This window comes from Domibacillus indicus, from assembly GCF_023715895.1.
Classification (GTDB): Bacteria; Bacillota; Bacilli; order Bacillales; family Domibacillaceae; genus Domibacillus; species Domibacillus indicus_A.
The window spans coordinates 351,813-365,843 of record NZ_JAMBOO010000004.1 but is presented as its reverse complement, the minus strand read 5'-3'; the positions used below and the strand labels follow the sequence as shown (position 1 = coordinate 365,843).

At 44.7% G+C, this 14,031-nt stretch carries 7 protein-coding genes; 1 reads left to right on the top strand and 6 read right to left on the bottom strand.

Translation table 11 applies throughout. The annotated features are described in order from the left end of the window. Nucleotides 1-109: 109 nt before the first annotated feature. Nucleotides 110-1,120, top strand: coding sequence for an S-layer homology domain-containing protein (locus M3221_RS10675; protein WP_251271673.1), 1,011 nt, complete (start codon nt 110-112; stop codon nt 1,118-1,120). 162 nt (nt 1,121-1,282) lie between these two features. On the opposite strand, the gene M3221_RS10670 is transcribed toward M3221_RS10675, so the two are convergent. The 6 genes from M3221_RS10670 to galU all read right to left on the bottom strand — a co-directional run bounded on the left by M3221_RS10670 (nt 1,283) and on the right by galU (nt 14,031). Then, nucleotides 1,283-2,023: a hypothetical protein gene (locus tag M3221_RS10670; RefSeq protein ID WP_251271670.1), complete on the bottom strand. Its 741-nt coding sequence runs from the start codon at nt 2,021-2,023 to the stop codon at nt 1,283-1,285. A gap of 5 nt (nt 2,024-2,028) precedes the next feature. After that, nucleotides 2,029-5,805 (bottom strand): DEAD/DEAH box helicase, encoded by a 3,777-nt coding sequence (locus M3221_RS10665; protein WP_251271668.1) that lies wholly within the window; start codon nt 5,803-5,805, stop codon nt 2,029-2,031. A gap of 294 nt (nt 5,806-6,099) precedes the next feature. Beyond that, the gene (locus M3221_RS10660; RefSeq protein WP_311316133.1) at nt 6,100-7,113 is read right to left on the bottom strand and encodes an S-layer homology domain-containing protein; all 1,014 of its coding nucleotides are present in this window, start codon (nt 7,111-7,113) and stop codon (nt 6,100-6,102) included. 745 nt (nt 7,114-7,858) lie between these two features. Next, nucleotides 7,859-10,645, bottom strand: a complete 2,787-nt coding sequence (locus M3221_RS10655; protein ID WP_251271663.1) for an S-layer homology domain-containing protein — start codon at nt 10,643-10,645, stop codon at nt 7,859-7,861. A gap of 1,419 nt (nt 10,646-12,064) precedes the next feature. Beyond that, nucleotides 12,065-13,159 (bottom strand): glycosyltransferase, encoded by a 1,095-nt coding sequence (locus M3221_RS10650; RefSeq protein WP_251271661.1) that lies wholly within the window; start codon nt 13,157-13,159, stop codon nt 12,065-12,067. Beyond that, on the bottom strand, nt 13,156-14,031 hold the full coding sequence (galU, locus tag M3221_RS10645; protein WP_251271659.1) for a UTP--glucose-1-phosphate uridylyltransferase GalU: 876 nt from the start codon (nt 14,029-14,031) through the stop codon (nt 13,156-13,158). Before galU ends, M3221_RS10650 begins: the two co-directional genes overlap by 4 nt.

Genomic DNA, 14,031 nt, shown 5'->3' with positions numbered 1-14,031 from the left:
AAAAACAACCGGAATATCGCTGATTTATGAACTGGTTGACTTTTACAAATTCATGGGACGGGGTATTGTTTTATAGGATAATACATAAACAAGAAACGGAGGGAATAAAATGAAGAATAAGTTAGCTACTTTGTTGACCGGACTGCTTTTGACAGGCTCATTTTGGAACCACTCAGCAGACGCCGCTGCCTTCCCGGATGTACATCCTAATGAAAAAGCGTACGAAGCCGTAGAAGAAATGGCCACCCGCGGGCTCATTGCCGGTTTTCCTGATGGGACATTCCGCCAAAACGATCCGGTAACACGAGCCCAGAGTACGATTTTTTTAGGGCGTGTTCAAGGCATTGACGGCTATGAAGATGCGAAACTTCCTTATTCTGATGTTGCCCCAAGCCAGGCTGCTTTTCCGTACATCGCCTACTATGCTTACCAGAACGTATTCGAACTTGGCAATCGTTTTTATCCGGATACAAAAGTGACACGCGCGGAGCTTGCCCGCACTGTTGTAAGAGCTCTTGGGTTAAGCGGAACGCCTGATGTGCCATTTACCGATGTACCCACTTCTCATCCTTACGCTTCTTATATTAATGCGCTGGCAGCCAATGGCCTGACAAGCGGCGTTGGCAATAACCAGTACAATCCAGACGGCATTGTATCACGCGGACAAATGGCCATTTTCATGCTCAATATTGATAACTTTTTAGGAACGGATGAAAAACCGGACTACACGATTGATCCTTCCTTTGTGCCGAACGCCACTGAAAAAGCGATCGGACAGCTTGTAAACGAGGAGCGGGCGAAATACGGTCTGGCCCCTGTTAAACTGGCAAATGACGTCAGCTTTGTTGCACGGACGAAATCAAAGGATATGCACGACCGGGGTTATTTTGACCATAACTCCCCGACATACGGCAGCCCATTTGATATGTTAACAGACTTTGGACTTCGTTACTCAGCCGCCGGTGAAAACATTGCCGCTGGTTATGCGGATGCAGAAGCTGTGATGGAAGGCTGGATGAACAGTCCCGGACACCGAAGCAATATTTTAAATCCGGATTTTAAAGAAATTGGTGTTGGGGTTTATAACCGGTACTATACACAAATGTTTATTACAAGGTAAGGGACCGAAAACCTCCTTGTTTGGGCCGGAAAATAAAAATATGGGTCGGAAAAGCTTGCAGGATGGCCGGATTCTCTTTTTTCCGGCCATTACGGACGATAATCCGGCCCTGATCCGCTTTTTCCGGCCATAAAAAAGAGGGCTGTCTTAAAGACGCCCTCTTTATTCGTTGGTTGGAAGCCACTTTTCGCGCCATTCCAGCCGTTCTTGCTCTTCGATTTGTTTTTCAAGCGTTTCGTCCCAGCGCTCAAGATGCGTGTTCCAGACACGCGCATAAAAAACGTCCTGCTCCTTGTTGTACAGCCGAAACTCCAGGCAGGAAACGTGTGAAGTAAGCTGCTCTTCAAACCCGGTTACTGCTGATACCGGTGTTTGAAATTCTTCGTCTGCCCGTTCCGTATCTTCTTCAGTGAGCACCTGTAAGAGACGCTCTGCCGTCATCTCCCTTTCGGTCAGGTAGCGGTAAATCGGCTCGCTTGCTCCCTGCTCCTCGGCTGCCGTCCAAAACTCATCGTGAACCGGACTGTAGGTAAGTGATGTTTCTTCTTCGCCCATTTCCTCTTCGACAATGCCTTCTGCCAGCTGTGCCTGGCCTCGTTCTGTCAGCTTGTAGCCTTCTCTTTCCATCCGAATAGAGCCGCTCCTGAGCATTTTCTGAATTAAATCTTCAATAAACAGCTCTTCGACGAGCAGCATTTCAGCCAGGTTTGCGGCCCGGCGGATATCGGTCTGATTAAACGCGAGCAGCAGCATTTTCATTAAAATATCCATCTTTAGCCGCTTCACCCGTTTAAACGTGACGGCATAAGTGATGACCGGCAGCTGCCACACGGCTGACTCTTTGATTTCCACTGCCGGGTTTTCGAGCAGGTTTGCGCGCAGCTTTTCGATTGTTTTCTTCATTCTGCTTATCCTCTGCTTTCTTCAAGCACGCGTACACCGTTTTGCCGTTCAGCTGTTTCTAATACGTGCTTATACATCTTTCTTGTTGAAACCTGCTTCGTTCGCTCGGTAAACATTTTCGTGCTGCCGACTAAAACGAGCAGCTCCCTCGCTCTAGAGAGGGCGACGTTCAGGCGGCGATAGTCTCGGGCAAAGCCAATATCGTCATGCTTGTTTTGATGATTCCGAACCATACTTAAGATAATGACGTCCATCTCCATGCCCTGGAACCGGTCCACCGTTCCCGTCCGGATCGTTAAGTGCTGCAGCCCTAATTCCTGCTCAATAAGACGGTTCAGCTTTTTCACCTGTTCGCCGTAAAAGCTGATCACACCGACGCTTTTCTTTTCCTCCGCGTTCATTCGGCCGGCTTCTTTGGCCTGCGCTGTCGCTTCATCCAGTTCTTTCAGCAAAGAACCGATTTCCCGTAGCTCCGCCGGGTTGTACAAGCTTTTGCCGCCTTTCATGCGTTCCTCGAAAAATGCTGGCTCATTCGGCATATCGAGCCACAGCAAATGATTGTCTCGGCGGATAAGCGGCGATTCCAAGAGGTGATCACGCGCTGCATCCGAATCGGTCAAACCGCATTGAAGCCGGTCTTTTTCACCTTCATAAAACGGCGTAATGGTTTCCATAATGTTTTCGTGCATGCGGTACTGAATGGCAAGCATCGTTTTGTTCGTGTCCGGCACGCTTTTAAACAAGCGTTCAAACAGCGATTCCTCAAGCAGCCCTTTCAGCTCCGCTTTTCCGGCAAACTCTTTGTTTTCTTCCGCCAGCTCCTGCAACGTTTCTTCCAGTGTGTCGTTTCCTAAAAGCGGCGGCAGCTGGTGATGGTCACCGACTAAAATGACTTTCTTTCCTTTCAGCATCGGCAGCAGCAGCTCCGGCGGCGTCGCTTTTGAAACTTCGTCGATAATGACCACATCAAAAACGGGATAGCTGTCGATAAAATCCTTGCGCGCGGATGCCACACAGGTTGTGCCGATTACGTTCGCATGCTTCACATACAGCTTGCGAATTTCATCCAGGTCGTGGTCGCTCGCTTCTTGAAGAAGCGACAGCCATTCTCCTTGAATCGATTGAAAAAGCGGCAGGCGCTGCCGCTCCTGCTTGAGTGATTCCCGTGTAAAAGAAAGACTCGCCATTTGCTTTAGCAACTCTTCATGTTCTGCTTCTGGATGGGTATCCAGGATCGCTTGAAGTGGTGCCAGCTCTTCTTCTTTTTCTCGAATCGTATTTTGCAGTGCTTCCATTTGCGCTTCTGTCTGCATACGGCTCTGGGCTGCTACTTCTCTTTCAGCGGCTTTTTGCGCTTGTTCGCGCTGGTCTTCTTCGATCCGCTGCTTCGTTTCTTCGAGCTTCTGCTTTTTCTTTTCTAAAAGAAGTGCTCTTGTTTCCTGCTGGTCGAGTGTTTCTTTCGCATTCGGAATCGGCTTGCCCAGTGACACCATCTGCCTGTATTTTTGTTCAAGTACTTCAAGCTCTGTCCGCTGTCCGTGGAGTGTTTGGCGAAGTGATTCATAAGCTGCTCTTTCCTCTTCTTGCTTCCGGCTCAGCTGCTCGATCACATTTCTCTTTAAAAAGAGGAAAGTATCCTGTGCTTTTTGCTTGTATTCCTCATAAGGCTTCAGCCGTTTCGCTCTTCGCCAGATGAAATGGCGGCGGACATAAAGCCCTTCTAAAAACTCTGCACCCCGTCTCGGATCGATGTTCGGCCCGCTTTTTAACACCGCTCTTAACCGATTTAAAAACCCATCGATTTCCTCCGCAGAGTGAGAAGAAGAGGTTCGGCCGGCACGCTGCTGCAGCTCTCCAAAAGGTATGTTGTATCTTGCGAGCAGCCCTTCCATATAAGAAACAGCTTTGTTTAGCTGGTCATTGTACGCCTTCAGCTTCGTCAGCTGATTCATTTCTCCACGAAGATGATCGAGTTCCTCCAACAGTTGCACAATACGTGGAGACCGTTCAATATTTTGCTCGAGCATCATCCACTTTAACGCATCGATTCGTTTCACATCAGATGCTTTCGCATAAACGGCTTCTGCTCGTTGCTGTACCTGGAGGTACCGTTCTTCATCAGCCGCTGCTTTCTGGAGCGCTTGTCCTTTTCGCTCCATCTCTTCCTGGAGTTTTTCACAAGCCACTGCATGATGGAGTGCTTCGATTTCTTTTTGAAGAGCTTCCCACTCACGTTGAATGTCTCCAAGACCCGGTTCGCTTGCCAGAAACACTTCATCTCTTTCAATCGACGCCGCTAATAGACGGAGAGCCTGTTCTATTTCTTCTTCGCGCTTTTGCAGCGCCTGGAATTCGGCTTCCGCTTTCCGAAGCCGCTGTTGTTCGTTCTCAAGAAAGGACTGGCCTTCTTCGTATAAGGTCGCTGCCTGTTTTTTTTCGGCAACGGCTGCTTCTGCTTGAGCCAACAGAGGCTTTAGCCGTTCCTGCTCCCGTTCATTTTCCGCCCATTCCGCTTCAAGCTCTGCTTCTCTTTTTTTTCTCGCTTCAAATTGAGCGGATACCTCGTGGAACGTATGATCCTTCCAGTACTGGCCGACGTTTTCTTCAATAAACTTTTTGCCTTCTTCTTCAATGCTTTCCGTTCGGCCGACCCGGAGAATGCGAATATCTTTATTAGCTAACAGCCGTCCTAACGCATTGTCTACCGCCAGGTTAGACTGGGAGGCGACCAGCGTGCGCAGACCTGCCCGCGCGTTTTGCAGGCAGATTTCCGAAATCACGGTTGTTTTCCCGGTTCCCGGCGGCCCCTGAATCACATACAGGTCTTCCGCCTCCATCGCTCCTGTGACCGCACGTCTTTGAAACTCGTTCAGCCGGTTATGAAACTGCAGGTTACCAAGCTTTTTCGGCGGCTTGAGCGGCGGCTTTTTCTCAAATAAAATCCGCTCCAAATCTGGATTGGCCGCAAGCCCGTCTTCTAAATGCTTAAATCCCTGCCGCAGCCGCTTGACCTGGCTGAGTGTGGCAAAGTTGCTGAACACTACTTCTTTCTGCGCCGTAGTAAACTGCTGCTTCCGTGCGCGTTCCGCCATCGGGCCGCTCAATTCAATTTCGACCGTCCCAGCGCCTCGGTTTGCCCTCAGCACCTTGCCGGCATCCTGGTCCATCCCTCTAAACTTCACACTTAAGTCTTTGAGCAGCTTCCATTCCTCTTCCTTGAGTCGGCAGCCAGTCAGCGTCACCCGGCTAAAGTCGCCGTTAAATGTCATTCCCGCATAGCCCGCTGTGACATCCGGAATATCGGCGTCCCGCTCCTGAATCGTCAAATAGCCTTCCCAGCTCGCAATCCGCTTTTTTACATACTCCGAGCTTTCCTTTGCGACTGGCATGTCGTGAATGGCACGAAGCAGATCAAGCGGCATTTCCTGCCGCGTTTCTTGAAAGGCAATCGAAGCCGGGCGGCGCCAGTTCGTCTGCACCGGTGTATGAGGGGCACGCGCCGTTACATTTGTTGCAATAAACCGGTCTTTCTCCGCTACACAGTGCAGGACAATGACCGCATTGCCGCTCGCTGCCGCCAGCTGTTTATTGGCATGGTTATCAAAAAACAACGCAACAGACAGAAGCCGGTCCGCAGACGGCGGATACTTTTCTATATAAACGGTAAAAGACGCGTCCAACGAAAAAAACGAGTGCTCCCCCAGCCCGAGCTCCCGCATTTTATCTTTTGCTCTATTCGTCAGTGTCAGTGGACATCGATACGTTTTCAAGCTCGTTTGCACTATGTGTTCACCTGCTTACTATATTCCTTCAAGGTTATCTTGCCTGCCTTTGAGCAAAAAGAAGCAGAGAGCTTTTGTTTGGCTCTCTGCCTTCCTTGCTTTGCTGCTGAATGGAAGCAGCCTTTTTACAATTTCAATCTATTTATACTTGCCTGTATGGATATGATCATTCAAAAACAAGGATAGCTTTTGATCCCTGCTTTATGTATTTTACCATACTTTCTTCTTTCCTTCTTTGTTTTCTTGAGACAAAAAAAGCGGGCTCCTTGGCGGAACCCGCTTTTTGACTGGCAATTATTGAATTTTGATCAGCTCTACTTTTGTAATTCCTTCAAAAATCACTTTAATTAAACCAACATTTCGTGCATAATAATCTACTCCGCCATCATCCGCGGTTACTTCAATCACATTGCGGAACGTTCCGGCCCTTGTTATGATCGTTTTTGTGGTAGACGTAATTTCATATGTATGCACAAACCCTTGATAACCAATACTCCATTTTTGGCCCACTTTAACCGGATATTTTAACATCATCCATGATTCTGATTCAGGATAGCCAAAGTAATAGCCTTTGCTGTCTTCTTTCTCTACAATGGAGTAAGTGTTTTTGCTTCCTCCATATACATCCCACAGATTCCACTCAAAGTATTTTCGGCCTGAGAATTTATAAGAGTAGCTGCCCATATCATCGGAATCATAATAGTATGTTTTGCTTTTATCCTTTAAATAGCTTACCGGGGCAGGCGGTAGTTCTACTTTGAAGTCATCGTTTAACGCTCTTGCCAAAAAAGCAGAAAATTGAGCGCGCGTGACTTTTACATTTGGACGAAATGTATTGTCTTCGTAACCGGACGTCAAATTTTCAGCTATAATTCTTTTAATATGCGGATAGCTGGCCATAGAAGAGGATACGTCTGTAAAAGGAGCCGTTGCTTCTTTCGTGAGACCGAATGCTCTTGATAAAAAGATCGCCATTTGTCCCCGTGTCACCGCTTCGTTCGGATGATAGCTTCCGTCCGGATAGCCGCTGATAATACCGCGGCTCGCTGCCGAAGCAATATAGCCACTCGCTTTTTGATCGACTCCTACATCTGAGAATTGGGTCGCTTTCTGAGTTCCATCAAGCCCTAATGCCCGCCCGATCATAATCGCCGCCGCAGCTCTGGTTACCTGTCCATCGGGCTGAAACGTCCCATCCGGGTAACCGGAAATAATTGCTTTACCTTCTAAATACATCATTTCTTTGTAAAAGCGCTGGCTTTCACTTAAATCACTGAATGCCGCCGCCTTTTTCCCTGCCTGTTTAATTCAAACGTATTCTTCAAATTAATCCCATTTACTAATATTTCTCTAAACAATTCTTCTTTCTAGGGTTGCACTTAATATTACAATTCGTCAAATATAAAAAGCCAATAGACACTCCCCTTAATAGACTGTACCTACCGGCTCAGAAATATTAATTATATTTAGGTAACTGCATTATTAATAGCTTAATAATATACTTCTTTATTCCAACTGCAATATAGAAGTTTTCTTTCACTATAATTATCCACTTGAATCTCCTATTCCTGAATTCTCTTTAACCACACATAGAGTAGACACTTTTCAACTTTAATAAGATTGAAGCAGGGAAGTTATAGACATTATTTTAATGCTATCTCAAATAGTAAAAATGAATAAGCTAAACCACTTTACATGACATTATGTATATCAATTCGGTGGTTAGAGAATATCGAAAATACAATACTTTTCTAAAATATGATTTTTCTTATCACTGATCACCTTAATGCTCTTTTTTTAATAAAATTATTATCCACATGGATTATAGATAAACATCCCCTCAATATACCCTGATTACTTATTCAATATGTTATCTCTGCTTTAAAAATCTATCTTTACCGACTTCATTGGTAATTTTCTTTTAAATAATATATAAAAAACCTCATTATCTCTTTTCATAAAAAATAAGAAGCCCTTTAAAGGGCTTCTTATTTTCGAAATTTAACACCTTAGTGTGAACGGAATGCTCTACCGCTACTCTACTGGGTTAAACTTATTTTACTGTGTTAACAGTGATTGTAGTGCTTGCAGTAAGTTTGTTACCTGCTGCATCTTGAGTATCCATTACTTGACCAGTTCCACCAGTTTGATCAGCAGTTGGAAGAACTTTAACTACCAATGCTTGAGCAGTATTTACCTGGTTAGCAGTAGTAGTGAATGCTGCTACTACTTTTCCACCAGAAACTGTTACTGTGTCAGGTGTAACTTTAGCACCGTTTACAGTGAATTCAAAATCATTAGCTGCTGTAGCTGATACGTTTTCACTGAATGTCAATTCAACGCTTTCTGCGCGGTTATTGGTATCAGCATCAACGAATTTACCAGACTGTAGTACTGGTTTCACATTGTCAGTAAGTGTTACAGAACCACCTTCAAGTGTATCATCGGCATTTGCTACATATTGACCAGCAGTATTTACAACATTTTTAGAAATTTGCAGGATGCCTGCTGTTGATGTAGACACTGTTTCAGTTGGTAAAGTAATAAGAACTGTCTTTTTATCACCAGCAAAATCAAGAGTAGTACCAGTTGGAAGTGGCTTACCATCTAATGTATAGTTAGATGCTGACGTAGCACTTGTAGTCAAGTCAGTTGTAGAAGCATAAGCAACTTGGAACTGGTTAGTAGCAGGTGTTGTTACTGTCGCAGCAATCTTAGTTGAGTCTGTGTATGCTGCTGTTGTTGCTAAAGTAACATTATCATTACCCGAAGCATCTTCGACTGCCCCTGGCTCTAGTCGTACGTTGTAAGTAGCAACTGTGCCAGCTTCTGTAGATGGAAGTGTAATAGTAAGAGTATCAGTAGGACCAGTTACACTTGGTGTTGCAGATAGCAAGATACCATTTTTGTAAACTTTTACTTTAGATGCATCTACAAGTGAAATATTTTCATCAAATTTAACAGAAATAACTCCACTAGCAGAAACTGTATTCGTATTTGCACTTAGAACTTTTGGTCCTACTGCATCTTTAGTTAAAGTAACAGTACCATTATACTCTGCACCTGTAAGATTTGAGTTATCTTTAATATTTGTAATTTTTACAGAAAGAGCAGCGGTATTTTCATTAGTGCCATATAAATTGTAGCCACCTGTACCAGTTGTTGGAACAGTTACTTCGTAAGTTAAGCCTGTTGGATCATCTGGATCTACTGCAACATTAGTTGCTGTAATTGGGAAGATAACTCCACCTTTTTTAACTTCAAATGTTGGTACTACAGCAAGCTTCTCACTTACCTTTACATCAAATACATTTGAAGATTCAGGTGTTACGCTTACTACAGAAGGTGCTACTGTGTCAGCTAATACAGTGTATTGAGTCGCTGAAACTTGTAAAGTATTACCGTCGCCGTCTGTTGCACCGTATACAGTTACACTATGATTACCTGCTTTTGAAGTGTCTGTTGTTGCAGGAACTTCAACATAGTACTGACCATCTACATTAGTTGAAGATAGAGTTGAACTTGATGGTAACACTACACCTCCGTCTACCTTCAATGTAACATTAGTTACTGGTTCATTGAAATAGACACGTACATTAGAACCGTTAAGCTCAGACGATACCACAGTTGGAACAGTATTATCAAAATAGTTAAGAGTTGCAGTTTTGAAATCTACTACTTTTGAAAGATCTTTTGAAAGAACATTTTTCACTTCAACAGTATAAGCGTTACCGTTTGTGAAAATGTCTGCTCCACCAGCAGCGCTTAAGATAACTGTGCGGCCATCTGCTTGAAGATCAGCAGTAAGACCTGATACTGGTGCAGTTGCTCCAGTAATAGCTACTGTGTAGTTAGCCGGGTTTTCAGCAGTTGTTTTGTCCACGGCTTTGTTAAATACAACTTTTACTTCTTTAGCATTAGCCGCATTTGCACTTACTACTTCAGCATTAAGTGCTGTTACAGAGAAGTTGCCTGCTTTTACTTCAGATACTTCTTCGCCTTCGATCGCACGCACTTCATATACGTAGTTGCCCACAGGAAGATTGATAGTACGAGTGAAAGAACCATCTTCAGATACAGTTACATCTTGATCATAAACTTCTTGGCCATTGCTGTCTAAAATAACGATAGAAGCTGTTGATGCATTCGCAACTTTACCAGAGATTGTTACTGCTTCTTGTCCAGCAACCGCACTTGCACTTGTTACCGCTGGAGTTTTTTCGATAGGAAGTAGTTCTGCACGATGCAAGAAAATTGCGAACTCACCACGTGTGATTGCATCAGTTGTACCAAAAGTAGTGTCTGTTTTACCTTTAGTAATACCAGCTGCTACTAGTGCTTCTACTGCATCTGCATAACGTGAAGAAACGTCAGAGAACTGCTTGTCAGAAGTTCCATTCAAATCATATGCATTAGCAAGAATCAAAGCGATCTCACCACGAGTAATGCTTTGCTCTGAACCAAAAGTAGTGGCAGTTTTACCATTGATAATGCCTTCTGCTTTAAGTGCATCAACATAAGCTACTGCACGCTCTGGTACATCTGTGAAACCAGAATCTGGACGGTCAGCGATTTCAATTTCAAGTGCTTTTGCAATCATCACTGCTGCATCAACACGTTTGATTGATTGAGTTGTACCGAATTTATCCTCAGAAACACCAAGCGTGATTTTGTTATCTACTAGGTAGTCAACTGCTTCTTTATAACGCTCTGGTACATCTGTGAAAGATGCTGCAGCGCCTGTTTCTGCTGCGAAAGCAGGTGTTACTGCAGTTGCTACTAGAGTAGCTGTTGCTGCTGTGGCAACGAATTTACGATAAGACTTTGGTTGGTAAGCCATGTAATTAGTTCCTCCCGTTTTGTGTGGTTGTGGTTTTTTTATGAAATCAAACAGCAGGTAAGCTGATTGTTCCTTATGACATAAGTCTGAGTTATTTACTGTTTTTCTCACAGGATGAAATATTATGTACTGCAAGGAGAATTTAACATGTTTGTAACTCAAGTAACATTCTATCAAACAAGAAAGTTTTTTCAACCTGTTTTTCTTTATTTCCATAATTTATTCAAAAAGTAATATTTGATAACTTATTGTAAAAACAATGAAAATAAATTGTCGAATAAAACCAGTTTGTTTCATAGCTTATTCATTATATACCATATGCTAGGTAAAATTAAAGTTTTTTCCCCTATAAGATTTGTCATTTTTGTTGCATATCTCCTTTGAAACCAGGCGGGGCATAGGCTGAGAGATTACAGCGATGTTGCAATTCTCTTAAACTTCTGCATATGGTTCTTTGTTATTATCGGCACGTTTTCATGATTATTTAGTTATATTTTTACGACATCAAAAAAAGCTTTTTCGTCCAACAAAAGCCTCGCCAAATCAGCTTTTTTCCCATAAAAAGGTTAAAAATCTAATACTTACATAAAATAAACTTCCATGCCCTTTAACACTGTAAAGCAGGCCGACTAACAGCCGCTCTCCAAGACTTTTATCGGTCAATATGACTTCTACGTATCCACGGTCAATATCTGCTTGTGTCATTAGTCATGTGGTCGTTTCGTACTGCGAACAGATCTGTTTAACTCTTCTCAATCGCGGTTAACAGCAGCTTCTATATCAAGCAGCTCTCCGCCCGTTACCTTCTTAAAACGTCGGTACTAAGGTGTATATTTACAAAACCATTAAGGAAAACCGCAAATTTACTGCGTGTGATCTGGTCTTTCGTTTCGAATAAATCCTTATCTTCACTGAATATGATTCCGCTTTCAACAATGGACTGACAGCCGCTAGCAGCAGTTTAATACATCGGTAAGCCTCTTTCTTTATGTTGTGCCAATCACATATGCTCTCGCCAGCATAGGGCTGCTTCTCTTCGTGTTACGTTTTGCTGTGATGCCAATTGTTTCACTGATTTCCCTTTGTAACAAAACCTCCTTTTTCAAATTTATGAAATAACCTAAATACTACGAAAAAATAACAATTACTTTACAGCATATACCCTATTATTACAGGTAAAATAAACATAATGAATTAAAATAAACTATAATTACTCGTTTATGGAATTTATTAGTTTTTACTTCTATACAATTCCTTATTTTTCTTTCCTGCACTTAATCTATTTGACAATCCGTTCAATATATTAGACAGAACACGTCCCTGCTTTTTTTCCTATTTTCAGAAAACCTTTACTGCCTTTACAACAAAAAATTTTTCATAAAAAAAGCCCTGTCCCGTTAAATGGGACAGAGCAAAATATTACAATTCTTTAAAAATAGAAATTAATTTAGGCTGAACAGCCGATTCTTCGTATTCAAGCGCCGTCTGATACGCTGCTTCGGCGACTCGGTCGCGCTCCGCCTGCTGGAGGTCGTCAAACGCAAGAAGGGCTTCTTTCAGCTCTTCCGGGTTGCCCGGCTCGAACAGCCAGCTGTTTTCGCCTGGCTTCACGTAATCTAGAATGCCGCCGATCGCGCTGGCGATAATCGGCGTGCGGCACGCCATTGCTTCCAGGCCGACAAGGCCGAGGCTTTCGCCCTTACGCGTCGTCGGAAACACAAAGGCTTCCACGGCATTATACACATTGGCAAGGCCGGATTGCTTCATTAATGGGTAGTGGATGACCACATCCCCGATGCCAAGCTCGGCCACAAGCTCTTTAAAAGCCGCTTCATCTTTGCCGGAGCCGACTGCGATAAATTTCGTTCCGTGATCCGGTTTTTCATCCACATACCGCTTAATGGCATGCAAATAATGGTCCCAGCCTTTGCCGACGTCCAAACGGCCGACATAGCCTATGTAGCGGTAAGAAGGATCCAACTGGAGCTCGGACAGCGCCTGTGCCCGCTCCTTCGGATGAAACACGTCTTTGTTTACGCCGCCGGACGGGAAAACAGCCACGGGTGTCTGCACGCCGTACTTTTCTTTTACAAGTGATTCGTAATAGTGAGACGGCGTAATAATGAGCGCAGACTGCTCAAGCAGCTGCTTCACATATGGCTGGTATTTTTCCTGGGACGGCACTTCCGGCACGACGTCACTTCCGTGAACGTTCGTCACAATGCGTACTGAAGGCTTTAACCGCTTTAAAAGCAGCAGCGGCAGTGCGTTGTGCGACGCATAGTGAACATAGATAGCATCATAGCGGCCGGACATGCCTTGACGTACGAGATTCGCATAATACGATGCGTAGCCAATGGCTTTCGCCGCTTTTGATGTCTTTTTTTCAAGCACAACCCGGTCGACTTCAAAGCCGCCGTTTTTCAGGATGCGCTCGGTGTTTTGCACGAACACGCCGTAGCTTGGAAACTGGGCATTCGGGTACATGTTCGCGGCAAGCAAAATACGCTTCATTTCCGGTACTCCCGCAGTTTTTGTTCCATATAATCAAGCAGTCCTTCCCGAAGGTCCGGACGCTGGAGGGCGAATTCAATCGTCGTTTCCACAAAGCCCTGCTTTTCACCGACATCATAGCGATTTCCGTCAATTTCGTAGCCGTATACAGACTGAATCGTATTCAGCTTTTCAATGGCGTCCGTCAGCTGGATTTCTCCGCCTGCACCGATTTCAAGCTCGCCCAGGTAATTGAAAATTTCCGGCGTAAACACGTAGCGGCCGATAATCGCCATATTAGATGGCGCTGTGCCCTGCTTCGGTTTTTCCACAAACTTGTTTACTTTGTAGCGGCGGCCAACCTGTTCAGACGGGTCGATAATGCCGTAGCGGTGCGTTTCGGACGGCGGCACTTCCATCACGCCAATCACGGATGAGCCGGTTTCTTCGTATTGCTCGATCATCTGCCCGAGGCACGGTTTGTCCGCCTGGACGATATCATCCCCCAACAGCACGGCAAACGGCTCGTCACCGATAAACTTGCGTGCCGTCCAGACGGCATGGCCAAGGCCAAGCGGCGCTTTTTGGCGGATGTAGTGAATATCGACTTTGCCCGAGTCCTTTACTTCCTGCAGCAGCTCGAACTTTTGCTTTTCTTCCAGCTTATGCTCGAGAAGCGGCGCGGAGTCGAAATGATCTTCGATGGCACGCTTGTCTTTGCCGGTTACGATAATAATATCTTCAATGCCGGATGCGATTGCTTCATCGACGATATATTGAATCGTCGGCTTGTCAACAATCGGCAGCATTTCTTTCGGCATCGCTTTGGTTGCCGGCAGAAAGCGGGTGCCGAGCCCCGCTGCCGGAATAATGGCTTTGCGTACTTTTTTCAT